Source organism: Bacillus cereus group sp. Bce019 (assembly GCF_051781745.1).
GTDB lineage: Bacteria > Bacillota > Bacilli > Bacillales > Bacillaceae_G > Bacillus_A > Bacillus_A cereus.
The window spans coordinates 171,178-195,235 of record NZ_JBPWJX010000006.1 but is presented as its reverse complement, the minus strand read 5'-3'; the positions used below and the strand labels follow the sequence as shown (position 1 = coordinate 195,235).

The window sequence follows — 24,058 nt, the reverse complement described above, 5'->3', positions numbered from 1 at the left end:
ATATATATATCGGACACTTATACAAACCTTCACCATTTTTTAACATAGTAAAAAATGCCCTATTGTATAGGTTTATATAACAGTTAAAGGATACATAAAAATCTTAACATACTCCCAAATCTATTTGTACACGAAATAGAAATTTTACCATTTTTTACTTATTTTTTATTTATAATTAAAATTTTAAAAAAACTTCACATATAAAAATATGTTATATTAAAACCAAGAACGAATGTTCTTATTTTAAAGGAGGAATTTTCATGATTAACGAGCCCATTATAATGAAAAAAGAAGCTTTCCAAGCAATCGGCGTTTCAGTTACGACGACTAACGAAAGAGAGGCATCTACTAAAGGAAAAATCCCCGAGCTTTGGAACCGCTACTTCCAAGAACAAATGATGCATCACATCCCAAACCAAAAAACGAAAGCAACATTTGCTTTCTACTCAAACTACGAATCAGATGAAACTGGTACATATACATTCACAATCGGTACGCCCGTTTCTTCATTAGAAGACGTTCCTGAAAATATGACAACTTTAACAATACCTGCTGCTACATATGCGGTATTTACAACGAGAAAGGGACCAGTTGCTGAAGTCGTTTGCGAAGCTTGGGAATATATTTGGCAATGGTCGAAAGAAAATAAACGTGCCTTCACAACAGACTTCGAGCTTTACGACGAAAGAGCATTAGACCCAAATCATGCACAATTGGATATTTATATTGCGTTAGCCTAAAAAAAGATGCCCATTCGGCATCTTTTTTTGTCGTTAAATAGCTACTGGGCAAATTCATTATTATTGTCTACAATGAGAAAGTGCAGTATAGAAATATTAGAAACTGTATAAAGTGAAACTATAATCAGTGGGGGCATCTCCCATTAAGTATTAGCCCTCACCAATCGGGCGTTTACTGGTTTTTTAGTTTAAATTTGTCACATAGAAAGGAAGCAATATGGAGGAACTACAACAAAATAAAACTGCTTTAGAAGGAAGCGGAAAACCGTTATTAAAAAATACGAATTTCCTTTTTCTTTGGGCAGCTACTCTTTTTTCAAGCTTTGCTTTAGCCTTTTTTACTTTTTCACAAACGTGGTACATAGCAAAAACATTAAACCTTGAAGCTTCACTCGGTGTTGTTTTCGTAGCTCTTAGTGTTCCAAGGCTTATTTTTATGATTATCGGCGGCGCTGTAGCTGATAAATTCCCGAAAAAAAATATTATGTTTTACTCCAATATTATTCGAGCGATTCTTGTCGCAACCATTCTCACATGGTTTATCGTTGGTGATGTAACACTATATACATTTGCTTTATTCGCTTTATTCTTTGGACTTGCTGATGCTTTTTTCTGGTCAGCAGATGGATCTATCTTACCTGAATTGGTAGAAAAAAGCCGGTTAACACAAGCGAATTCACTTACACAAATGACGAACCAAGCATCGGTCATCTTAGGCCCTGTACTTGGCGGAATTCTGATCAAATTTACAAACTACGAGACAATATTTTCTATTACAATTTTATTACTGATTGTCGCAGCCATACTCGTTCAAAAAATACAATTTACGATGCCAGAACTAAAAGATACAGATAAAGGTATGTTCACTTCCATTAAAGAAGGAATCTTATATGTAAAGGAATCGCCATTCCTTTCAACTTTCCTTATTTGTAGCGCTTTTTTAAACTTATTTTTAATCGGCCCGATGCAAGTTGGTTTCCCGCTTTTTGTTAAAAACGTGCTGCATGGTGATTCGCTCCAGTTTAGTTACTTAGAAGCGTCTGTCGGCGGCGGAATGGCAATCGGTGCGGTCATTGTCGGTTTAAGAAATATTAATCGTAGACGCGGTCTATTTTGTATTATCATGATGCTATTGTCTGGTATATTCTTCTTAGCCATCAACTTTAGTACCGTACTTTGGCAAGCACTATTAGCCGGCATGTTTTACGGTATTACAATTGCAATGGCTATCGTTCCGCTTATGGCAATGATTCAATCGACAGTAAAAGAAGAAATGATGGGACGCGTAATGAGTTTACTTATGCTATCATCAATGGGCTTTATCCCGCTCTCTTATGCATTCACATCCATTGCACTTGCAATAGGAATTCCAATCGTAACCGTTATGAAAAGTGGTGCAATAGCTGTTATTGTCTTCGTACTATTTGTAGCGATTCGTGTTCCAGTTGTAAGGAAGTTCGATTAGCTAATTAGAGTCATGTATTATACACATGGCTCTTTTTTGAATGGATCAAATAGTGATATTCCCTTACTTCTCCTTAATGCTGCTCCCCATTCTAATCCAACCTCTAAAAATAAATCTCGCACTGTACTGTATAAAAGTGCCCCAATGTCTTTACGAATTTCCCTATATTTATATGCTCTTACAACACTTTTCACGCGCCAAATGAAATTCCCATACACTTCTTCATCAGCTAATATTTGCTCCAGTAAAACACCTTGCTCTAGTAATCCACTCTTTTTATATGCAAGTTCCACCTTACTCCAAAATATATTAATCTTCTTCGGATTACTCGTCATCGGCAGAAGTGCGTATATAAAAGGCTTTGGTATATCGTGACGGCAATACGTCTCATCAAGCTCGTACGTTTCTTTTCTATTCTCTTTTATTTGTGGAATGTTTTTAGAAAGAATTGTTTCACCCTCATTTTTTTGCACATTTTTACTACAGCCAGATGCACGATCCTCACTTTCACATGCGGACATTTTCATACGGTCATCCATGCGGTCAATTGCAGATATAAGAAATACATATAAGTTCGCACTATATCCGCCGCGCCTATGTCTTTCTTTTGTCGCAACACGCTTTATAATTCCTAGTTCCTCTAACTTTGCAATGGAGCGGCGTACTGTACGAATACTCTTTCCAACATTTGTAGCAATCGTCTCCATTAATGGACAAGCAACCCCCACTGTTTTCTGTTTCTCATTCACTGCATACTTTCCTAAAAAATGAATAATGGTAGCATCCGTTTTATTTAATTGAAATCGATAATGTTTCAAAACTTGTTTTTGATATGTATTAAACTCTTCTTTACTTCGAAATTCACTATATGGTTTCATTAAGTTATATAAGCTTCCCATTTTTATCACCTCATTTATAAGTAAGAGGCAGGAAGGGAATTTGGCGTGCTATTTAATATTTTTTTAGTGGAGATGAAAATATGATTGTAATTAGCGCTTGTTTAGGTGGTATTGCTTGTCGGTATGATGGAAATGACAATCTCGTTTCAAAAATAGGGGATTTGCTGCAACAAGAAGATACAGTCCTCATTTGTCCTGAAGTATTAGGGGGACTACCAACACCTCGCCCCTCAGCTGAAATTATTGGCGGGAATGGCGACGACGTTTTGGACGGAAAAGCGAAAGTGATGACAAAAGATGGTGAAGATGTCACAGAAGCTTTCGTAAATGGTGCTTATAAAGCATTAGAACAAATTAAAAATTTACACCCAGAATATATTATTTTAAAAGAACACAGCCCATCTTGTGGTAGTTCTACGATTTACACTGGAGAATTTAACGGCAATAAGCAAACTGGTTTCGGAGTGACAACTGCTTTATTTAAAAGACACGGATTTACAGTCATTTCAGAAGAAGAATTTGAAAACAAAAAAAGGAATTGACCCTGTTCGTCAATTCCTTTTTTCTTTCTTATTTTGCACCTAATTTTTCTTTCACTTTCGCAGGAAGCTCGTCTTTCTTTACTTCTTCCCAAGCTGTTACACCTTTTTTATCTGAATAGTATACACGTAAGAATGCATCTTTACGAAGATTTTTTTGAGCATTAAATTCTAATTCTTTTTCTTTTCCATCTTTATCAAACCCTTTTAATTTATACTCAAAATGTTTGTATGGCTCTCCGTCATCAGACTTACCATTATACTCTTTTCCGTCTACTGTAATTTGAACGTAATACTCATCTTTCCCCATACGGTTAATATCACAACCAACTAACAAACTTGCAAATACAACTAAAATACTAAATAGTGCAATGTATCTTTTCATTTCCTTCACCTCATATATTTTTTCTTATATTCTTATCTTAAAGCCCGGAGCTTAAAGAAGAAATTCAAAAACATGACATGAACATTACACTTTTGTAAGATAATAATTATTTCTTCACTTTAGAAATCGTCATTCCATCACCAATTGGAACGAGTACAGATTGTAAATGCGGGTCGATTTCTATCATTTCATTAAACTTCTGTATAACGTTTTTGTTTCGCACACTTCTCAGCTACACTACCGCCAATAACGTCTTTCACGCCAATTTTTCCACTTATCACGTAATTTCCTTATACCGTTTATTACGCCTTCTATTATACCCTCAATTATACTCTCTATTACAAGGTATCTTATTAAACTAATAATAGGTTTAATTACGTATTTCCTTATGAATTCAAGAATATCCTCCATCATATTTCCCTCCTTTTTTTCAAAAGGAAACTGCTACTCCTCCGCGTCCTTTTACGTCCAATTACAATTGCTGCCCTACTGCGGTATATATCAACAAAAATAATACGACAACAACATCTACAATAACGCTATTGAATTTGGAAGAAACTTCGGTAAATACTAATACTATAACATGGCTAATAGAATTACTTTTCCATCTATATTTGGGAATGCTCCCAAAAACTTTATAAAATCACAGACAACTTTACTACAACTCTTCCCGCAACTAATTTATTATTGCGGTAAACCGTCTTCCACTATATCCGTAACAGTTCCATTCGGTTCAAAGATTACACGTAATGATCCTTCTCCACCATAACCAGTATAGTCATATACTGAATAAGATTTATATTTCTCAATCACATGTGGCTGTCCAATTGCAGCTTTTACCTGATTCGCGGGCATACCTTTTTTGATTTTCAAATAATGATTGTAACTTACTGCTGCCGAATTGTTATTTACATCTTTATACCACGGTACACGATCGTTTTTTTCTTCATATTCCTTTACAGGCTCTTCAATACGTTTCGTAGATACCTCATTCTCTTTATCTGTATCCTTTATAGCAGTACGTTCAATATTCACAACGTAACCATATGTATTTAATTCAACCATAATTTCATATGTACCATCCGTATCTTTTTCAGTATAAAATACACGTTTTTCATTGTTATTATAAAGTTTTATATTCTCACCACCGTAGTCAATCGTATTAAGAATATCCGTATACGTCATACCTTCCTCAATCTTTTGAGATTCGTCATGAGAAATATAACGCTTCTTTGATAATGGAGCATCCTCATTTTTAATACTTTCACGTTTGCTCGTGGTCATAGGTGTTTTCTCCTGATCTTTTAATACGTCACCTTCCGCCTTCGCTGGTTGCTTTACTCCTACTTTTGTTAATACGTCTGTATCGCTAGAACAAGCTCCCAAAATCGATAATGTAGTCAACGCCCCCCCTACTATAAGTACTTTCTTAAATGACTTCATTCTAATCCCCCCGGTGTTTTTTAATATCTAGTAATCAACTTATTTTAATTAATACGGAACTATTCAGTTCTATACAATTTGCTATAGCTTTCTCCCTCATGCACCTTTTTTATATAAAGTGAAACTTTAATCAGCCCTCACCAATCGGGCTTTTATGGGATAAATCTACCTATCAGTAATAACCGATGCAACTACAGCTAGTCCGAACACAATCGCCAATCATCTTCGTTACAAATATTAACATTAAATATAACTAATATATAGTATATTTCTTCTATTTATTTACATTTTTGTTGCGAAATGTTGTCCGAAACGAACAATATGAAAGTCGAATTCACAATACAAATCACATATACCATATATGATAACATTTAAATTAAATTCTAAAGTAACTTTACATGCATTTTCTGTTTTAACACAAAAAGAAAAGACCTTTCTAACGATTTTATTCTATCGCTAAAAAGGTCTTTCTCTATTTCTGCAAAAAACTTAGCACTCTTCTGGCTTACCAGCATTCGAAGCTGTACGGAAAGATGATCCACATCCGCATGATGCGATTGCATTCGGATTATCAATTGTGAATCCGCCGCCAAGCATAGATTGTTTATAATCAATTTTTACTCCTTTAACAATTGGAGCACTTTCTTTATCGATAACAAATTCAACACCGAAAAACTCAAGAACTGTGTCGTCTTCTTTTGGTTCTACTTCAAATCCTAAGCCGTAAGAAAGACCGCTACATCCGCCGCCGTGTACAGCAAGGCGCACATACTTCTCTCCATCTTCAGCATCTTTTAACATATCTTTAATTTGAAAAGCTGCTTGTTCTGTTACTTCAATCATGAAATACACCTTCCTTTCTGTTCTTAGTCCATTATACATCTTTACGCTTCTATCTTGTACTCATACACTCCGCGGCAAATTACTTCCGCAGGTCCTTTCATCAACACGTTTCCTTCTTCAGTCCACGCAATCATTAAATCGCCACCAGCTAAATGAACAGTAATTTCCTTACCGCGTTCCATCTTTCCATTTAAAATAGCAGCTACAACTGCAGCGCACGCTCCTGTTCCGCAAGCTTGCGTTACACCAGATCCACGTTCCCAAACGCGGAAGTTCATCTCGTCATCATTCAAAATTTCGATAAACTCAACATTTACTCGCTCTGGAAACATTTCATGTGTCTCGAGGACTGGTCCAAGTGTTGTAAGAGGTGCTTTTTCTACATCATCAACAAAAATAACCGCATGAGGATTTCCCATTGAAACAGCTGTAAATGCATAACGATGATTATTATATAAGAAGTTTTCACGAATAAATGGCGTTTCACCTTCACCAAGCATCGGTATTTCTGCACGTGTTAGACGCGGTGCCCCCATATCGATTTTCGCTAATGTCACGACACCATCTTCTACTGTTACTTCAGCCGTTACAATACCAGCTAACGTTTCAATTGTGAAAACTGTTTCTTCTACTAGTTTATGCTCATACGCATATTTCGCTACGCAGCGCAAACCATTACCACAGCTCTTTCCTTCAGAACCATCATTATTAAACATGCGCATTTTCACCGGAGCTACGTCTGAAGGGCAAATTAAAATCATCCCGTCTGCTCCAATACCAGTATTAATATTTGAAACCTTTTCGGCCACAAGGGCTAAATCTTCTTCAGGAATTTGCTCTTCAAACATATTTACATATATATAACTATTGCCAAGACCATGCATTTTTGTAAAAGAAAATTGGCTCATTTATATTCACTCCAAAAATAATTTGTTATGTTAAGTATAAAATGCATGCTTTTAGAACACAATATGAATGTCCCCCGTTTCTCATATTTGACAACGTTTGGCGATGAGCCACTCTTACACAATTTGTGTAAGAAAAAAGCCCTTCTAAAAAGGGCCTTTTTTTATTTATCCCACTATTTTCAATTGGGGAAGGCTAATAATCAGCATTAGCCTTCCCCACAAAATAAAGTTTTATCTAATGGAAAAGGTGCTGCTAATTCGCAACACCTTAAAACATTGGATTTTCATCCAAATACTCATATACATTATTAACAAGCTCTTCTACTGTTGCACCTTGTACAACTTCACCATTTACAAGTGCAAACGGTCCCTCAAAACAAATACCACAATATCCTAAACAACCATACTCCATTACATCTAAATTCGGATCTTTTTCTAATTTTTCTAGAGCTGCTTGCGAACCACTTGCAAGGTTACCTACACAAAATTCAATTAATGGTTTAATCAAAATTCTCCCCCCTGTACTACAAAACAAATTACCTTCTGACTTTATCTATAAGAAGAAAACTAAGCTGTTTCTTGTTGTTTTCGTTACACAGTCTAAACTATTTAGTTACTTCATTACTTCAATTCAAAGTAGATGACTTCTTCTATATAACATGCTACTTCTAATGAAATAGTAACTACAAAGGAAAAACAGTTTACTTTACTTTTCTTCTTATTGTACAACAGAGTATTCATTCATGCATTGTTATTTGTTCACAAATTCGATATAATTTGATTGAGTAAAGTCAAAATATTTTATTAATATAAAATTTTATGATTAGGGGATATTTCAACAGAAAAGGGGTAATCCATCATGAAACACCTCGTAATACTAGGTGGCGGCTACGGTGGAATGAGAATTCTGCAAAGGCTACTTCCAAGCAACCAACTTCCAGATGATGTACAAGTGACATTAATCGACAAAGTACCATACCATTGCTTCAAAACTGAATATTATGCATTAGTTGCGGGTACTATTTCAGAAACGCATATTCGTATACCGTTTCCTGAACACCCACGCCTCAATATTCAATACGGCACAGTAACAAATATTGACCTCGACGAAAAAGCTGTTCATCTCGATGGCGGCGAAACGATCCAATATGATGATTTAATTATCGGACTTGGCTGTGAAGATAAATATCATAACGTTCCTGGGGCTAGGGAATATACACATAGTCTACAATCAATTGAACAAACACGTAAAACATATGAACAATTAAATAGTCTAGAACCAAATGCAACAGTAGCTGTTGTTGGTGCTGGCTTAAGTGGCGTTGAAGTAGCAAGTGAACTTCGTGAAAGCCGTTCTGATTTAAAAATCTATTTATTTGATCGAAAAGATAGAATTTTATTCCCGTATCCAGAGAAATTAAGTAGATACGTAGAAGAATGGTTCGTAAAACATAAAGTTAATATTATAAGAAACTCTAACATTACAAAAGTGGAACCAAATATTGTGTATAATCACGATGAACCACTTGAATGTGATGCAATTGTCTGGACAGCTGGTATTCAAGCAAATGAAGTTGTTCGAAACCTTCCAGTTGAACAAGATGGTAGCGGACGGGTTGTCTTAACGAAATATCACAATATTCCAAACAACGAGCATGTTTACGTTGTAGGAGATTGCGCAGCACTTCCACATGCACCATCTGCCCAACTTGCTGAAGGTCAAGGAGAACAAATTGTCCAAATATTATTAAAACGTTGGAATAATGAACCACTCCCGGATGAACTACCTGTTATTAAATTAAAAGGTGTTCTAGGATCTCTTGGTAAGAAGCATGGATTCGGTTTACTCGCAAACCAACCGTTAATGGGACGTGTACCGAGATTATTAAAATCTGGTCTTCTTTGGATGTACAAATATCATAAGGGTTAATATTTTACAGGCTGTCTACTATGTAGGCAGCCTCTTTGCATCAGTTTTTAAAAATTATCAGACACATCTTTCTCAATATTTATAATGATTTATTTTTCATTTTTATATTAAAAAATATTGATAAACATTGTATGCTATTTGTAAGTTGTTTTATTATTTCCTTGAAGACCGAATTCATTCGGTCTTATTTTTTATGTGATAAATACTTTTGTAGGAGGCATTACATTCCACTTATGAACTTATCGAAACTAAACAATCGAATAGAAGCGAAAAAGAAAGAGTTAATCTATCTCGTTGAACGATACGGATTGACTCATGATAAAGTGATTTCTTTCAGCCAAGAATTAGATCGTTTACTTAACTTATTAATAAAACTCAAGACGAAGAAAAAACGTTGCTCTTTATAACCGTTATCTTCTCTTTTTTGATACGATATAACTAGAATCAGAAAGGAGCGATTTATGTTTATATTAAAAAACGTTATATATAAAGATATACTACACATTCCTTATTTACAGATTCAAAAAGAAAAGATTACTTGCATTATCGGTGAAAGCGGAAGCGGAAAAAGCACGTTGCTTCGCATGTTAAACGATTTACAATCTCCAACATCCGGCACAATTGAATATAACGGAAAATTAATTTCTGATTATCACCCTATTCAATTACGTCGTGACGTAGTTATGCTTGGGCAAACTCCACCTCTTTTTGATGGAACCGTTAAAGACAACCTATTAATGGGACTTCGTCTTTCTGAAAAACCATTTCCAAATGATGATATTTTGAGAAGCGCATTAAAGACTGTTAGCTTAGAAAAAAGTTTAGAGGACAACGCTGACTCATTATCAGGCGGTGAAAAACAACGCCTTGCTTTTGCACGTATCGTACTTATGGATCCACCTGTTTATTTATTAGATGAACCAACTTCGGCGCTAGATAGCGATACAGAACGCCGCGTTATGAAACAATTTACTGCACTAGCACGAAAAAAGAAAAAAACAATTATCTTCATCACACACTCACAACAACTTCCAGAAGAAATTGCAGACGACATTATTGAAATTAGTAAAGCAAACGGTGCAACTAGAAAGGAAGTGCTCTCAGTTGAAGGGCGTTATTGAACTCCAAATTTGGCAACTTGCCGCTGCATATATTTTCATTCTTATTTTAATTGGGCTTGTGAAATTAAAAGGAATACCTCGCGAAAAACAAATCGCGCTCGCAACATTCCGTATGACGATTCAGCTCGTACTTGTTGCATATGTCCTTACATACGTATTTGAAAACAGTAATCCATTTTATACAATTGCTCTCATTACTTCTATTACTACCTTTGCAATTTTTAATATTTATAAACGAGTTAACATCCCAATGTCTAAAGAATTAAAACGAGTAGCCGCCCTTTCCATGGTCGCCGGATCAATTGGGCCACTTCTACTATTTATCTTTGTTATTATCGGACATGATCCGTGGTATGCTCCGCAATATATCGTCCCTATTACAGGAATGTTAGTTGGGAATGCCATGACTGGTGTTTCTCTCGGCGCAAATACGTTCTTAAACAATATGAAATCGCAAAGAGGTCAAATTGAAGGTGCACTTATGCTCGGCGCAACACCGAAAGAAGCAGCTGCTCCGCTCATTCGAGACGCCTTTGACTCTGCTATTTTACCAACAATTAATTCTATGGTCGGAATGGGGATTATAAGCTTACCAGGCATGATGACTGGTCAAATATTATCCGGTGTATCACCATTCACAGCCATTCAATATCAAATCGCTATCATACTCGGTATTTCAGGAAGTACCGCTTTCGCTGTCATTATCTTTTTACAGCTTGGATATAAAACGTTCTTTAATAAGCGATGTCAGTTGAAGGAGATTGACTATGGTGCACGGTGAATGGTGCGTAGATCACGATAAATGAAATTATATTAACGATTTTTTCAATATATCTATCATAACTTGCAATATATCAACGATTTTTCAAATATATCTATCATAACGCAGAATATATCAACGATTTTGTACCAAATATCGATTTACCGACAAAAAGTGACATAATAAAAATAGGAGGCGAATAGCCTCCTATTTTATTTGCATTACGCCTTCTTAACGAACTGTGATTTTAACTTCATAGCTCCAAAACCGTCGATTTTGCAATCAATATCGTGATCGCCATCAACTAGACGGATACTCTTTACTTTCGTACCGATCTTCACAACTGAAGAAGTTCCTTTTACTTTTAAATCTTTAATAACAGTAACTGCATCGCCGTCTTGAAGAACGTTTCCGTTCGCATCTTTTACAACTTTTGCACCATCATTATTTTCAGCTTCTGCTTCTTGGCCCCACTCATGAGCACATTCTGGACATACAAAAAGAACGCCATCCTCATACGTATATTCTGAATTACATTTTGGACAATTTGGTAAAGTAGCCATAAATTCATTTCCTCCGTTCATTATTTATACGTAAAAATCAGAATTGATGTTTACATCTCGATAAATAAAATTTGTATAGCATTTCTTTATAGTGCCATAGTCTCACGTTATTGACAAGCCTACCTCAAATTCTCATTTTTTATTGTATTTTACAAAATTTCAATTTGTATGCCGTTTTTCTATTTGCTCTTCTACTAATTTTAAAAATCTTCGTTGTGCATTTTTATTTTTTACAAGCAATCGAACTCTTAGCTTACTTTGTAAATATGAGCGAACTTTGTAGTTCGTAATAAATAACTTTCGATACTTTTCGTCTTCATATATCATTCGAAACCATTCATACTGCTGCAAGTAACGTATGTTAGCATCAATCTTTTTCGTGTGTAAACCCGTACTTAAACTAATCGATCCTATTAGAGCTTCTATTAATACTGAAATCATTTCTCTCCCCCCTAATAAACAAAAGAAGAATCTTCACAAGATTCTTCTTTTCAAAATGAACGAGTTTCCTCTAGAAACCCCAATTATTTTCTTCAATGTAAATTTGATATTCTTCTACTTCTTCTTCACTTAACTTCTTATTATCTTCATATACCTCTTGCCACTCGAAATAATCTTCATCGAAATAAACAGCAAATTTAATTTTCACGTTTTTCTTCTCTGTATAATCATAACCAGTAAACTCTACTACATCATAATCTTTTTCTTTCTTCACAAACTTCCAAGTTGGATTATCAGTCATAATCTCTAAAGTAACCCCTTCACCACTTGAACGAACAACGTTTTTAATATTCGGCTCAGTTGGTAAAAAGGACAGCCCGAACGCAGCTAATCCATACACAATCCCGACTATAATCTGTAAACCAATCATACCAGCAATACTCACGCCGCCCTTTGATTGTAAGAAATACGCCTTCTCATGATCAGACGCATCTTCTCCCTTACGAAAAACACGAACAGCCTGCTTATAATATAAACGGTTTCCTTGCCATCCAGTAAATATCATCATTCCTAATTGAAGAGCTAAACTAAATGTTACATAAATCCCATCTGGAATATCTATAAAAGGGGGTATAACTATACTAGGTATAGCCAATAACGCAAATATAATAAATAACTTATACATTTTACGATAAGCTAACCAAAAAGTTGGGAAGAAAAAGGCTACCCAATTCCATGTATTCCCTTGCGCTAGATTTTCTACTTTACCCCACTTAAAGTCATAATAAGCTGTATTCTTTTGAACAACTTTATGTAATTCTTGTGGAGAAATCGTTTCTTGTAAAACCGTATCCTTCACGTACATCATCCTTTTCTTATTTCTATATACATTTATTGTATATGGACAAAATGAAGGAATCTAACAAAAAGTACACATATTTCATAAAAGTGAACGGAAATCAAATATATTCCGACAATTATCCGTTTCTTATTTCATTTTACTTTTAAATATATTAAAATAATCGTGTATCATACCTTTAATACACTAAGTTAATTATTTTATATATTCACTAAAAAGGATGCATCAAAATCATTTTTATACATCCTTTTTAGTGAATATATACTACTATTTTAAAACAAACATCTCGACTTAAGAGTGCTCACAAATTAGCCTTCTACTATTTCAAACATATTTCCACTTACACAACTAATGAATAGCCCATTATTACCTTCCTCAATTGATACAATAAAATCTATTACAACAACATTTTTAGGGAGTTTAATTATATTTTTTACTTCGCCACATTCAGCATCAAGTATTATCAATTCTAAATTTGAAGTTGCAATGTAAATTTCTCCATCTTTATATAACAGAACCTCTGTAATATCATGTAGAGTAGTATTGTTCCAAAGCACTTTACCTGTTTGAATATTAATACCACAAATTCTGCCTTCTCCTAAGGACAATACCATCATCTCTCCGATAAGAAATGGAGGCAATTCAATTTCAAAAGGCATATTTACTTCATATAACTTATGACCGCTCTTATGAATATGACGAAGAATAAGCCTGGCTCTAAAAAGGAGCAAGATTTTATTACAAATTTACACGCCACTTTAAAACCACTCGGCTTTAAGAAAAAAAGACATACATTTTTCAAAGCTGAAAACGGATTTTATAAGCTCATTAACATACAAAAAAGCCAGTTTGGAGATGATTTTTATATAAATATAGGAGTTCACCCTATCGGTCTCCCGCAGCTTATTACGAACCAATTACAAATAAAAGAAAACATTTCAATATTCGCTTGCATTCTACAAACAAGAATAGAGCCTATACATATCAAACAGAACCAGCTATTGCACAATGTTTCACATGAAACTATCAACATTCCGAATTACCTTTCTACTATTTTCGACTGGTTTCAAACGTGGGCATCTTATGAAAATTTAGTGGAAATAAATATACATTCCATTACTCCGGTACTAGCTGTCGTTCCAATATTAGAAGAAAAAGCGTTTCTACTTCTTACCTGTTTTTCTTTCTACAAATTAAAACAGTACGAACAAGCTAATCGCTACTTACAGCAATATTTACATTGCACCGTGCATCTGAATACCGAGGAAAAAGAGCCCATATTCTTTCACGAAGTTGATATGTATATGAAAAAACTAGTAGAAAGTACAATGTAATTTCACATTGTACTTTCTACTAGTGCTTTATATTCCTCTTGTAACTTTTTAAATCACAAATATTTTATCCTCCCCTACAACTCCCAAGTAATATTCATTTCTTCAAATGAATCCTTACTAACTTCCAATCCTTCGCTATCTTCCGTTCCAATCATTGCTATTTCTTCTTTAGACAACTTAATTTCCTCATTTGGACTTTGGATTTTTTTCTTATACACGAGTTGTAAAAGCTCTATTTGTTCCTCTGTCAGTTCATACTCTTCTTCCAGTCTTTCCATTGCTGATTCTGTATCAAGTAATGGAATTTCTAATAAGAATCCGCCGTGCTCTTCCATCTCTTCAAATGAATCAATTGAATACGCACCGCTATCCTCAATCCAAAATGCAGTTGTAATAAAAGGAACTGTTTCGCCTTCTACTTCTTCTAATACGTATTGAAGTGCTTCTTCTTTCGCAATATCTATTACTTCTGAAGGTGCCCCTTCAAAATAATTTTTCGCATCAATCCACTCATCAATTCTCTCGCTATTCACATCTTGAAGACATACAATCGTGTAATTCGGATGAAACGTAATTGTCCCTTGTCCGCCTTGGCTATCTTGCATACTATAGTTAAATCCATCCCATGAACTTTCATGTGAGAAATCTGGACAATGCGCTACATTAATTGCATGGGCAATCGAATTTAAAACGCATCCTTTCCATAATTGTTCTCTATCTATATGTAATTTATATTTACTCATCATCTTCCCCCATGCGCATATTTTTTTCTATTATCTTTCCTCTACACAATACTTGTAAATACTTTTCTATCTACTACAAAATAAAAAAGACAATACACCCCACTGTATTGTCCATTTTCTTCCCTACCATTTCTCTCTACACGTCTCAATTAAATGCAGTAAGTACCTCTTCGTCATATCTGCTCTTCTCCACCTTGAGAGCATTCGCTTTTCTTTTGGATTGTGCCGTATTCTCGCTACTTCTTTTAATAAAAGCTCCCATTCTTCCGCTGAACGTTCTGACAAGTATTGTAATCCTCTATCTTTTGAAACGATTGTTTTATGATCTAGTGTATATAAAATACGTCCCATCGTAACGACAGCTGATTCTACCCACTCTTCTATAAAAAATAAATATGGCTTCTTCGCCTTTTCACTCCAGTACTGTTCTACGTTGTATTTCATCGTATTTACTACATCATTCCATTGTATTTGCAGCGGAAGATCTTCTGCTTCTTTTCCTGTAACTGTAATGCCTTGATTTTTCAACGTCCACCATGTGACCGCATTAATGTCCCAATGACCAACATTAGCTTTACCATCTGCACAATACACGTACTCGTTCATTTCATCATTGTATTTCCCTAAGTCAGCAAGCGGAATATACATACCGTCCATTCTTTTACCTAGTGTATTGTCACTAAGTTTCTTATGTAGTTCCACAAGCTGCTGTTTTTCAGCTTCATTCACGGAATCATTTATCACTGTAACAAAATCAACATCGCTCGTTTCCTTATGAAATGCACCTAGTGCGATGGATCCGTAAATATATACCCCGACTATTTTTTCATCCAAAAAAATTTCTTTTAATTCTACTGTGTACCGCTCCATTAACTGTTGTACTTCCGTTGGTAACGCATGCTTCACTCCATTTTTCATATCTATCCCTCCAATAAAAAAAGCCTTTGCAAATTCGCAAAGACTTCTTGTTTTATAAATATTTCTCGATTTCTTCGTAAACATCCTTCAAACGAGGATTTCCTTCTCCAACAATTTCTCCATTTACAAGAACGACCGGATAAAATAAATCTTCTTCCACTACGCGCTCTGCGAATGCTTTTTTATCCACATCTTCTTGTTCTTCTTGGAAATCAATATACTCGAAATTAAATTTATTTTCTTGTCCTTCATATTTACGACCAATTGCCGCTTGTAACCATTCAAACGTTTCTGTTGAAGATGGCATTCCGACGCAGCTCGCACAAATTACTTTCGTCCCATACACTTGAACATTAACCATTTCTTCTCCCCCACTTCTTGTCCCAACAGTATATTCAGATGTCTTATTACATAAGCACATCATTTTACAAACTTATTCCATACCCCTATACTGAAAAAACACGATACAATATTTCGACAATAAAACAAGAAGAGAAAAAATAGATTTTCCCCTCTATCTTGATTATAATAAAACTGATGAAAGGAGTCGATAAAAATGGAAAACCCACATATGCAAGAACAAGTATTAGAAGTATTAGATAAATTACGTCCATTCTTACTTCGCGATGGCGGAGACGTTGAATTAGTAGACATTGAAGAAGGTATCGTAAAACTACGCCTTATGGGTGCATGCGGAAGCTGCCCAAGTTCTACAATCACACTAAAAGCTGGTATCGAGCGCGCGTTACTTGAAGAAGTACCAGGCGTTATCGAAGTAGAACAAGTATTTTAATCTAAAAGCGGAAGCGGCTCGTTCAAAATGTGAGGGGGATGGAGCTTCTGACATAGAGGCGCTTTTGGCCTCGGCGGAAGAAGCGAAGCCACCGAACATTTTAGCCGCTGGAGCTGGATATTATCTAGCGGCTCGTTCAAAGTCACTTGCTAAAAGGAGACCAAATTTGGTCTCCTTTTTTTATTCAAATCACATTTATCCGTTAACATCATAAAACAAAATTGGAAATCCCTCTCAAAAAATGCGATAATTAATACTATATAGTGAATCGTTCACACATATACAGTAAAAAAACATAGGGGGACGACAAATGCCAAAAATGGGGAACACTTTTGTAACAATTCAAGAACTAGAAAAGAAAAAAGAGTATTTATTAGACCTTTCATCCGTTATACCAACATGGAATACAAGCTATCAATTTTTATTTAAAGAAATCCAGCAAGAATTATTGGGTAAAGTAAATGAAAAGCTCGAAAGGCATCAATTCGTTTTAAATATATGTACAGATCAACAGGTAGGGGCATAATGTATTACATAAAATTGTGGTATATAAAAAAGAGACCTCACTCGGTCTCTTTTTTATATTTTTAAGATAACCAATCTAATTTTCTAATCCCAAGCTTATCTACCGGTAAACGCAGTGAGCCATAAAAGTGCTTCATAAATTGCTCTGAGCGGTTCACATCGTGTAAAATGGCTTCTAAGCGATCTCTATATATGCTTTTTTGTTCTTCGTTTCCAGTTTGGTAATATCGTTCGACCGTTTCAAAATAGTGAAGCGGGAACAGGAGCCTTGCAAATAATAAACGCCAACCAAATGAGGACAGCGAGTAATTCCGTTCATAATCTGTAACAAATTGAACGATTGTTTGATCCCAGTCTTTCTTTTTTTCAATCATCATATAGCGAATCCATTCTGCTATATCTCGAGTTGGGTGATCATACACCCAATCAAAAGGGAGTTTGAGACGCTTCATTTGATGCCATAATAAAGGTGTGAATCGTTCTTGGCAAATCGTCGCTGCATCCGTTAGTTGCGGCGTATCATCCATTTCTGTATCAACAACATATTGAATGGCATTTTCTGCAACTCCTAAGTAATACGGGAAGGATTCAATAAACAATTGATCGAATACGTCTGTAGGGTGGTTCATCACTTGTGATTGCCAAAACTTTTCTAACTGATCGAGTCTCTTTTCCCATAACGCTTTCCATTCACCAATGCGGCTTAATTGCTCGATTTCTTCTGGAAAGAATGCACCTCGTTTATGGAATATAGAAAGTTCACTTCCTAATGACGTAGCATGTCGTTCTAACGCTCGCATACCTTTTAATAAGCAGTAATTTTGTTCTTCTATCTCACTTACATAGTAGCCGTGTATAGTTGGAACGAAAGTCGCTACAGTTATATCCCCTTGCTGGTTCATATAGTCACTGAGCTTTTTCATCTCTACAAGTACTTCTTCCTCCATTTCTCCAATTGGAACAAGTACATAAATTTTGTTGCGAATCCAAAAGCTTTTATAGGGGCCAAGGGGGATTAATTCTTTAACATGCATGTGATAATGCTCATAAATATGCTGAATCATCGCAGTCGCCACCTATGGTTTTTCTTTATATATATGAGCTTGTGCTCGCCTTTCATTCCTATGCACAGGATAAAGCAACGAAACGTATACAAATACTAAAAAGAAAAAAAGGTGATAAACATGAAAGAATCAAATCAACTACAAGAAAGAGCATTACAACTATTACAAGAACGTGGTGTAACAATTGACGATATTGCTGAACTTGTTCATTTTCTTCAAAAAAAATATCATCCAAATTTAGAGATGTCAGAATGCCGTTACAATGTAGAACGTGTACTATCAAAACGTGAAGTACAAAACGCACTGATTACTGGTATCGAACTCGATGTCCTTGCTGAAAAGGGAATGCTAAGTGAACCGTTACAAGATATTGTAAAACGTGATGAAGGCTTATACGGAATTGATGAAGTTATCGCACTTTCTATCGTAAACGTGTACGGCTCTATCGGTTTCACGAACTTTGGATATATTGATAAATTAAAACCTGGTATTTTAGAATACTTAAATGATAAATCAACTGGAAAAGTGCACACATTTCTTGACGATATCGTTGGCGGAATTGCTGCCGCAGCTTCAAGCCGTTTAGCGCACCGAGCTGAGCACTCAGAATAATAATGTTTTCTAGGCCGTCAGTTTCATGCTGACGGCCTTTCGTATTCCATAAGCATAAATTCTCTTCCGCGACTCAAAAAAATAGTCCCTTGTTTAAATCCGATATTTTTATATAACGTAATTGCCCTTGTATTAAATGTCGCTACGCTTAATCGAAACATTTTTGCATTAAACTCTTTCGTAGCAAACGCTATTCCAGCTTTGAAAAATTCTTTCCCCATTCCTTTCCCAGTTAACGCCGGTTTCATACCAAGTCCGATATCAATCACATCTTCTCCATCATATAAATTAGCATCTCTTCCACCTGGTACTTGTGCATTTCCTCCAAAACAAAAATAGCCGATGAACTCTCCTTGATCGTCACAACAGCCATAATACGTTCCATCTAATAGCTCTTCTATTACTTCTTTCTCGCCTGAAAAACTATATAAATTATATGGTTCCTCGTACGTCCAAGTATTTATCTCATTTGCTTCTTCCTCTGTTAACTTATGTATATCCACTTTCTCTTTCCCCCTATTATATTTCTATTAACAATATTCGATATTCATCTTATAATTCATCTTTCTCAATATATTTTTTAATTTCTCACTTTACTTTTATGGAAGATTTTTCTTATTATGTTACAATTAAACAGAATCATTACAAATAAGGTGGTGACAATTTGAATTACTTTTCTTATCTCTCCTCGGAAGAACGGCAAAATTTTTTCTATAAAGAACCCCTTAGTTTTTCAAAAAATATAGGGAAAGAACAACTGGCTTACGCACTAGGTGCCACACTATATACTCCTGGCACGAAAGAAACGATTGCGGAAGATATAATTAGAAAGAAACATGTGGATGCTACCTCAATTATTCTTTGTCTAGAGGACGCTATCAGCGATGAGGAAGTAAAACTTGCAGAGCAAAACATCGTCGTTCAAATACAGCAAATCGCTAACTTAGTCAGTGCCAACATACTAAACCAAGCAGACATCCCACTTCTTTTTATTAGAGTTCGACAACCAAGTCAAATGAAGACAATTGTTACTGAATTAGGTAGTGCTGTTCATTGTTTATGTGGTTTTGTCTTTCCAAAATTCACACCGATTAACGGAAAGACTTATATCGATCAGCTTGCATATATAAACGAGTTATACTCATTATCGCTATATGGCATGCCGATTTTAGAATCACCCGAAATTATGTATAAGGAAACACGGGCAGAATCATTATTACAAATAAAAAATTTACTAGATTCTTATCACGATTACATCTTAAATGTACGTATTGGTGCTACTGATTTTTCAAGTATATTTAGTATTCGGCGCAATAAATACACACCTATCTATCATATTACTGTTGTCCGTGATTGTATTTCAGACATTATTAACGTTTTCTCAAGGGCAACAAATGAATATATTATTTCAGGATGTGTATGGGAATATTTTTCTAATGATCATGAAGAAGGGCTTATTCAAGAGGTATCACTTGACCATGCAAATGGCTTAATCGGAAAGACAGTTATTCACCCATCTCATATTAAAGTTGTACAGGCAATGCACATTGTCAAAATGGAAGATTATTTAGATGCAAGATCAATTTTACAAAATGCAGATACGTATAATGGAGTGCTAAAAAGCAGTTTTTCTAACAAAATGAATGAAGTAAAACCTCATTATGGCTGGGCTCGCAAAACCATTTTAAAATCTAATATTTACGGGGTGCTACATGAAAACAAACAATTCACCGATCTCCTTATTACAAACGCAAAGCAACACGTATAACGTTTTAAATAATATACAAGTCCATGTAGAAGTACGTGATAATCCATATAATTTAGCGCTAGACAATCTTTTTCAAATGGCTGCGAGAATAAATAAGAAACGTAGTTTTTTATTTGTGAGTACAATCCTTGGAAAGCATCTTCCTATTAAACCTGCAGTCTCTCTATCAAGTGGAGTTGCTCTCGCTGCAAGATATTTGGAAATACTACATAATATTTCTCATCCATTTCAAAAAGAAATTTTAAATCTCATTTCATTAGAAATTGATGAAATCCCAGAGGAAGTATTTCGTTATCAATATCCTCTGCAAGAAGAAGTTGTGTTCATCGGATTCGCTGAAACAGCGACAGCACTTGGTCATTCTATGTTTCAATGCTTTCAAAATGCAAAGTATGTGCATACAACTAGGGAATCGATACCCCACCTAGAATCTGTCATTACATTTGAGGAAGAACATTCTCATGCAACATCGCACCGTTGTTATGTAGATGAAAGCTTTTTTCAAAACAACAACCCGATTGTTCTCGTAGATGATGAGATGACAACAGGAAAAACAGCATTAAATATTATTAGATCTATTCAAAATAAATTCCCACGAGAAGAATATATAATTGCTTCTTTATTAGACTGGCGTTCTCATACTAATAGAAAACAATTTAAACAATTAGAAGAAGAACTTCAAATTAAGATTCATGTTATTTCTTTATTAGAAGGCAGTATTCATACAACTGGCCAACCATTAAATATTGCAAAAACAGATATTCAAATTAAAGAAACAAAACCTGATTTCAAAAAGCATACCCTTACCTGTCCAAAATCACCCTATACATCAAATTATATAAAATATACTGGGCGATTTGGCATTTCAGCATATGAACAAAAGCACATTCATTCTTTCGCTCAAGAAGCAGGAAAAACTTTAAAAAGAGAAAGAATGGGAAAACGAACACTCTGTCTCGGAACGGGTGAATTTATGTATATCCCAATGAAAATTGCTGCTGAAATGGGTGAAAATATTTTATATCAATCTACAACAAGAAGCCCTATCCATCCTGTTTCAAATGATGTAAACTACGCCATTCATAATCATTTCTCATATCCAAGCCCTGAAAATTCTACTATTACAAATTACTTTTATAATATTTCACCTCATGATTACGATGAAGTATTTGTTTTTATTGAGCGTGATTTAGGAGAAGAAGCCCTGTTTCCTCTTCTACAGCAGTTACAAACAGTTATTCCTTTTATTCATATCGTCTCATTTTCAAATAGCATAGAAAAGGAAGGTTGATAATTATGGTAAAAGTAAATTCTCATATTAGTAGTTACAATCCAAATGATGCTATTTTTCTATTAAAAGATATTAGTGATTTAATGAAAGAAAGTTCCACGGAAACTAGAGAACAAGCAATTCAAGCTGGCACACATTATTCCGAAATGTTACCAATGGAATATAAACCATCTAAAGCGTATATGGATTTATTCTTTTCTTCCCTGCAACAATATAAACATAAACTAGCCATCGCTGTTGGAGTTGTCGCCGAACAGATTATACAAACTAAAGGAACTAACCTTGTCCTCGTTTCATTAGCTCGTGCTGGTACACCTATTGGCATTCTTATCAAACGCTACATACGCTATCAATACAACCTTGATGTACCTCACTATTGTATTTCTATTGTTCGCGGACGCGGTATTGATGAAAATGCACTCCATTATATTTTGGAACATCACCATAAAGAAACAATTCAATTCATTGATGGGTGGACTGGAAAAGGTGCAATAAAAAAAGAATTAGAATATGCAGTACACACATTTAACGAACGAAATAATACACACATTTCTCATTGTATGGCTGTGCTTGCTGATCCCGGTTACTGTACTTCAATTTACGGTACACGTGAAGATTTTCTTATTCCTAGCGCTTGCTTAAATGCAACAGTCTCTGGACTAATTAGTCGCACTGTACTAAATGACACCTATATCGGTCCAAATGATTTTCATGGTGTTAAATATTATAAAGAGCTAGAACAAGAAGACTTATCAAATTTCTTCGTTGATGAGGTAACAGAGTTATTCCCTTCTGTTCATTCTCATATAGATAATCAATTACGTTATATTACTTCAACTTACACTGATCCCTCTTGGCAAGGATTAAAAGATATACAGTCTATCCAAAATCACTTTGAAATTGACGATATTAACTTAATTAAACCAGGAGTCGGTGAAACAACTCGTGTATTACTCCGGAGAATACCGTGGAAAATTTTAATACGTAAGCAAAACAATCCCGATTTAAAGCATATTTTACTTCTCGCTAAAGAAAAGAATGTCCCAATTGAAATCTATGAGAATATGGCTTATTCATGTTGCGGGCTCATTAAGCCTCTTAGGAAGGAAACAATATGATTTTCGCCAGTGATCTTGATCAGACGCTTATTTATTCCCGGAAATCGTTTCGTGCCCCTATAGAAGATGAATCAATTCAACTCATTGAAACTTTAGATGGGAAAGAAATTTCTTTCATATCACATAAAACCATTTCACTACTAAAAAAATTACAACTGCACTCACATTTCATCCCAGTTACAACAAGAACTATTAAGCAGTTTCAGCGTATTGCTTTATTCCAAAACGAAATCATTCCCGAATACGCCATTACAAGTAACGGCGGCAATATCCTTCATAACGGGAAACAAGATGGTACTTGGAACAGGAAAGTAAAAGAAAGACTATCGGTTGAATGTATAGAGAGAAACGACATACTAAAGGAATTTGGACAAATAGCTCATAAGGATTGGGTTATATCGCAAAAAACTGCTGATGATCTATTCCATTATTGCATTATTAAACGGGAGAACATTCCTTATGATGAATTATCATCCTTCACTTCCTGGTTAGACAAACAAGGCTGGAATCATTCACTTCAAGGTAGAAAGCTATACTTTGTACCAAAACCAATTAATAAATGGGACGCCGTGCAATATATAAAAGAAATTTTGCAAATAGATACGATTATTACAGCTGGGGATTCTTTACTTGATTTATGCATGCTTGAAAAGGCGAACCATGCCTTCGCACCACTTCATGGTGAGTTAGGGGCAATGCATGATAACTTACAACCCCATATTTTAAAAACAGACGCAATCGGCATATATGCCGCAGAAGAAATCGTAAATAAATCACTTCAAATTATTCACAGTTCATTACCTACCTCATGATCATCATATGCACAATTGCATACGCACCGCGGTTAAACAGATGGTACAATTTATTTGAATCGCTGTTGCTACACTTCTTGATTAGAGAAAAGGCGTTAAAACGGAAATTAGCGTCTTATCAACCTCAAGCAATTGGCACATTTTGTCATCTTAAAAGACACTCGAACGAGTGTCTTTTTTTCTA

Annotated in this window: 29 protein-coding genes and 3 pseudogenes; 15 read left to right on the top strand and 17 right to left on the bottom strand. The window is 35.1% G+C overall.

The window, feature by feature from the left end; translation table 11 throughout:
* Positions 1 to 260 precede the first annotated feature (260 nt).
* Positions 261 to 740 carry a GyrI-like domain-containing protein gene (locus tag ACS2QP_RS12180; RefSeq protein ID WP_000606648.1) on the top strand — a complete coding sequence of 160 codons (480 nt, stop codon included), beginning with the start codon at positions 261 to 263 and terminating at the stop codon, positions 738 to 740.
* 217 nt (positions 741 to 957) lie between these two features.
* Positions 958 to 2,205: an MFS transporter gene (locus ACS2QP_RS12175; protein WP_438882459.1), complete on the top strand. Its 1,248-nt coding sequence runs from the start codon at positions 958 to 960 to the stop codon at positions 2,203 to 2,205.
* 17 nt (positions 2,206 to 2,222) lie between these two features.
* Here the strand turns inward: ACS2QP_RS12175 and ACS2QP_RS12170 are convergent, their stop codons facing one another.
* The gene (locus ACS2QP_RS12170) at positions 2,223 to 3,104 is read right to left on the bottom strand and encodes a helix-turn-helix domain-containing protein (protein ID WP_438882458.1); all 882 of its coding nucleotides are present in this window, start codon (positions 3,102 to 3,104) and stop codon (positions 2,223 to 2,225) included.
* Between the two features lie 80 nt (positions 3,105 to 3,184).
* Between ACS2QP_RS12170 and ACS2QP_RS12165 the strand changes: the two genes are divergently transcribed.
* The gene (locus tag ACS2QP_RS12165) at positions 3,185 to 3,646 is read left to right on the top strand and encodes a DUF523 domain-containing protein (protein ID WP_438882457.1); all 462 of its coding nucleotides are present in this window, start codon (positions 3,185 to 3,187) and stop codon (positions 3,644 to 3,646) included.
* Positions 3,647 to 3,674: 28 nt separating this feature from the next.
* Here ACS2QP_RS12165 and ACS2QP_RS12160 read toward each other — a convergent pair whose 3' ends face one another.
* The 7 genes and pseudogenes from ACS2QP_RS12160 to ACS2QP_RS12130 form a co-directional block, all read right to left on the bottom strand.
* Positions 3,675 to 4,028 carry a YxeA family protein gene (locus ACS2QP_RS12160; protein WP_153582778.1) on the bottom strand — a complete coding sequence of 118 codons (354 nt, stop codon included), beginning with the start codon at positions 4,026 to 4,028 and terminating at the stop codon, positions 3,675 to 3,677.
* A 106-nt stretch (positions 4,029 to 4,134) separates the two neighbouring features.
* Positions 4,135 to 4,309 (bottom strand): annotated as a pseudogene (locus tag ACS2QP_RS12155) (methyltransferase).
* A gap of 129 nt (positions 4,310 to 4,438) precedes the next feature.
* A pseudogene (locus tag ACS2QP_RS12150) lies at positions 4,439 to 4,650 on the bottom strand (hypothetical protein).
* Positions 4,651 to 4,712: 62 nt separating this feature from the next.
* Positions 4,713 to 5,471 carry a hypothetical protein gene (locus tag ACS2QP_RS12145; RefSeq protein ID WP_438882456.1) on the bottom strand — a complete coding sequence of 253 codons (759 nt, stop codon included), beginning with the start codon at positions 5,469 to 5,471 and terminating at the stop codon, positions 4,713 to 4,715.
* 489 nt (positions 5,472 to 5,960) lie between these two features.
* Positions 5,961 to 6,314 (bottom strand): HesB/IscA family protein, encoded by a 354-nt coding sequence (locus ACS2QP_RS12140; RefSeq protein WP_000573821.1) that lies wholly within the window; start codon positions 6,312 to 6,314, stop codon positions 5,961 to 5,963.
* Positions 6,315 to 6,355: 41 nt separating this feature from the next.
* Positions 6,356 to 7,222, bottom strand: coding sequence for a diaminopimelate epimerase (gene dapF / locus ACS2QP_RS12135; RefSeq protein ID WP_000077396.1), 867 nt, complete (start codon positions 7,220 to 7,222; stop codon positions 6,356 to 6,358).
* A 268-nt stretch (positions 7,223 to 7,490) separates the two neighbouring features.
* Positions 7,491 to 7,730 carry a YuzB family protein gene (locus ACS2QP_RS12130; RefSeq protein WP_000595026.1) on the bottom strand — a complete coding sequence of 80 codons (240 nt, stop codon included), beginning with the start codon at positions 7,728 to 7,730 and terminating at the stop codon, positions 7,491 to 7,493.
* A gap of 351 nt (positions 7,731 to 8,081) precedes the next feature.
* On the opposite strand from ACS2QP_RS12130, the gene ACS2QP_RS12125 reads away from it, so the two are divergent.
* The 4 genes from ACS2QP_RS12125 to ACS2QP_RS12110 all read left to right on the top strand — a co-directional run bounded on the left by ACS2QP_RS12125 (position 8,082) and on the right by ACS2QP_RS12110 (position 11,054).
* A complete protein-coding gene (locus ACS2QP_RS12125) occupies positions 8,082 to 9,152 on the top strand; it encodes an NAD(P)/FAD-dependent oxidoreductase (RefSeq protein ID WP_153582777.1) in 1,071 nt (356 codons plus the stop codon).
* Positions 9,153 to 9,385: 233 nt separating this feature from the next.
* On the top strand, positions 9,386 to 9,559 hold the full coding sequence (locus tag ACS2QP_RS12120; protein WP_001054091.1) for an aspartyl-phosphate phosphatase Spo0E family protein: 174 nt from the start codon (positions 9,386 to 9,388) through the stop codon (positions 9,557 to 9,559).
* A 54-nt stretch (positions 9,560 to 9,613) separates the two neighbouring features.
* Positions 9,614 to 10,273 carry an ABC transporter ATP-binding protein gene (locus ACS2QP_RS12115; protein WP_332284763.1) on the top strand — a complete coding sequence of 220 codons (660 nt, stop codon included), beginning with the start codon at positions 9,614 to 9,616 and terminating at the stop codon, positions 10,271 to 10,273.
* Positions 10,257 to 11,054: an ABC transporter permease gene (locus tag ACS2QP_RS12110; RefSeq protein WP_000679254.1), complete on the top strand. Its 798-nt coding sequence runs from the start codon at positions 10,257 to 10,259 to the stop codon at positions 11,052 to 11,054. Before ACS2QP_RS12115 ends, ACS2QP_RS12110 begins: the two co-directional genes overlap by 17 nt.
* 200 nt (positions 11,055 to 11,254) lie before the next feature.
* Here ACS2QP_RS12110 and phnA read toward each other — a convergent pair whose 3' ends face one another.
* The 4 genes and pseudogenes from phnA to ACS2QP_RS12090 form a co-directional block, all read right to left on the bottom strand.
* The gene (phnA, locus tag ACS2QP_RS12105; protein WP_000212737.1) at positions 11,255 to 11,596 is read right to left on the bottom strand and encodes an alkylphosphonate utilization operon protein PhnA; all 342 of its coding nucleotides are present in this window, start codon (positions 11,594 to 11,596) and stop codon (positions 11,255 to 11,257) included.
* A 159-nt stretch (positions 11,597 to 11,755) separates the two neighbouring features.
* A complete protein-coding gene (locus ACS2QP_RS12100; protein WP_000626489.1) occupies positions 11,756 to 12,037 on the bottom strand; it encodes a hypothetical protein in 282 nt (93 codons plus the stop codon).
* Positions 12,038 to 12,107: 70 nt separating this feature from the next.
* Positions 12,108 to 12,905 carry a DUF2628 domain-containing protein gene (locus ACS2QP_RS12095; RefSeq protein ID WP_332284767.1) on the bottom strand — a complete coding sequence of 266 codons (798 nt, stop codon included), beginning with the start codon at positions 12,903 to 12,905 and terminating at the stop codon, positions 12,108 to 12,110.
* Positions 12,906 to 13,204: 299 nt separating this feature from the next.
* A pseudogene (locus ACS2QP_RS12090) lies at positions 13,205 to 13,588 on the bottom strand (PQQ-binding-like beta-propeller repeat protein); the annotation flags it as partial.
* A 3-nt stretch (positions 13,589 to 13,591) separates the two neighbouring features.
* Here ACS2QP_RS12090 and ACS2QP_RS12085 point away from each other — a divergent pair.
* On the top strand, positions 13,592 to 14,230 hold the full coding sequence (locus tag ACS2QP_RS12085) for a DUF4304 domain-containing protein (protein WP_006918875.1): 639 nt from the start codon (positions 13,592 to 13,594) through the stop codon (positions 14,228 to 14,230).
* A gap of 74 nt (positions 14,231 to 14,304) precedes the next feature.
* Here ACS2QP_RS12085 and ACS2QP_RS12080 read toward each other — a convergent pair whose 3' ends face one another.
* The 3 genes from ACS2QP_RS12080 to ACS2QP_RS12070 all read right to left on the bottom strand — a co-directional run bounded on the left by ACS2QP_RS12080 (position 14,305) and on the right by ACS2QP_RS12070 (position 16,252).
* Positions 14,305 to 14,973: a hypothetical protein gene (locus ACS2QP_RS12080; protein ID WP_017674505.1), complete on the bottom strand. Its 669-nt coding sequence runs from the start codon at positions 14,971 to 14,973 to the stop codon at positions 14,305 to 14,307.
* 123 nt (positions 14,974 to 15,096) lie between these two features.
* A complete protein-coding gene (locus ACS2QP_RS12075) occupies positions 15,097 to 15,891 on the bottom strand; it encodes a nucleotidyltransferase domain-containing protein (protein WP_000788485.1) in 795 nt (264 codons plus the stop codon).
* A 52-nt stretch (positions 15,892 to 15,943) separates the two neighbouring features.
* The gene (locus ACS2QP_RS12070) at positions 15,944 to 16,252 is read right to left on the bottom strand and encodes a YuzD family protein (protein ID WP_063537916.1); all 309 of its coding nucleotides are present in this window, start codon (positions 16,250 to 16,252) and stop codon (positions 15,944 to 15,946) included.
* A gap of 195 nt (positions 16,253 to 16,447) precedes the next feature.
* Between ACS2QP_RS12070 and ACS2QP_RS12065 the strand changes: the two genes are divergently transcribed.
* Both ACS2QP_RS12065 and ACS2QP_RS12060 read left to right on the top strand, forming a co-directional pair.
* Positions 16,448 to 16,684, top strand: coding sequence for a NifU family protein (locus ACS2QP_RS12065; protein WP_000431159.1), 237 nt, complete (start codon positions 16,448 to 16,450; stop codon positions 16,682 to 16,684).
* Between the two features lie 310 nt (positions 16,685 to 16,994).
* Positions 16,995 to 17,210: a carbonic anhydrase gene (locus tag ACS2QP_RS12060; RefSeq protein ID WP_153582578.1), complete on the top strand. Its 216-nt coding sequence runs from the start codon at positions 16,995 to 16,997 to the stop codon at positions 17,208 to 17,210.
* Positions 17,211 to 17,271: 61 nt separating this feature from the next.
* Here the strand turns inward: ACS2QP_RS12060 and yutH are convergent, their stop codons facing one another.
* A complete protein-coding gene (gene yutH / locus ACS2QP_RS12055) occupies positions 17,272 to 18,273 on the bottom strand; it encodes a spore coat putative kinase YutH (protein WP_153582577.1) in 1,002 nt (333 codons plus the stop codon).
* 120 nt (positions 18,274 to 18,393) lie between these two features.
* On the opposite strand from yutH, the gene ACS2QP_RS12050 reads away from it, so the two are divergent.
* Positions 18,394 to 18,885, top strand: coding sequence for a phosphatidylglycerophosphatase A family protein (locus tag ACS2QP_RS12050; protein WP_000665103.1), 492 nt, complete (start codon positions 18,394 to 18,396; stop codon positions 18,883 to 18,885).
* A 23-nt stretch (positions 18,886 to 18,908) separates the two neighbouring features.
* On the opposite strand, the gene ACS2QP_RS12045 is transcribed toward ACS2QP_RS12050, so the two are convergent.
* On the bottom strand, positions 18,909 to 19,388 hold the full coding sequence (locus tag ACS2QP_RS12045) for a GNAT family N-acetyltransferase (protein ID WP_438882455.1): 480 nt from the start codon (positions 19,386 to 19,388) through the stop codon (positions 18,909 to 18,911).
* A gap of 161 nt (positions 19,389 to 19,549) precedes the next feature.
* Here ACS2QP_RS12045 and ACS2QP_RS12040 point away from each other — a divergent pair, with 161 nt between their 5' ends.
* Genes ACS2QP_RS12040 through ACS2QP_RS12025 form a run of 4 tightly spaced genes read left to right on the top strand, consistent with a single transcriptional unit; the run spans position 19,550 to position 23,874 of the window.
* Positions 19,550 to 20,653 (top strand): HpcH/HpaI aldolase/citrate lyase family protein, encoded by a 1,104-nt coding sequence (locus ACS2QP_RS12040; RefSeq protein ID WP_153582576.1) that lies wholly within the window; start codon positions 19,550 to 19,552, stop codon positions 20,651 to 20,653.
* Positions 20,598 to 21,944 carry a phosphoribosyltransferase family protein gene (locus ACS2QP_RS12035; RefSeq protein ID WP_000856298.1) on the top strand — a complete coding sequence of 449 codons (1,347 nt, stop codon included), beginning with the start codon at positions 20,598 to 20,600 and terminating at the stop codon, positions 21,942 to 21,944. Before ACS2QP_RS12040 ends, ACS2QP_RS12035 begins: the two co-directional genes overlap by 56 nt.
* 5 nt (positions 21,945 to 21,949) lie before the next feature.
* A complete protein-coding gene (locus ACS2QP_RS12030; protein WP_153582575.1) occupies positions 21,950 to 23,062 on the top strand; it encodes a cysteine protease StiP family protein in 1,113 nt (370 codons plus the stop codon).
* Positions 23,059 to 23,874: an HAD family hydrolase gene (locus ACS2QP_RS12025; RefSeq protein WP_044306499.1), complete on the top strand. Its 816-nt coding sequence runs from the start codon at positions 23,059 to 23,061 to the stop codon at positions 23,872 to 23,874. Before ACS2QP_RS12030 ends, ACS2QP_RS12025 begins: the two co-directional genes overlap by 4 nt.
* Positions 23,875 to 24,058: the final 184 nt, after the last annotated feature.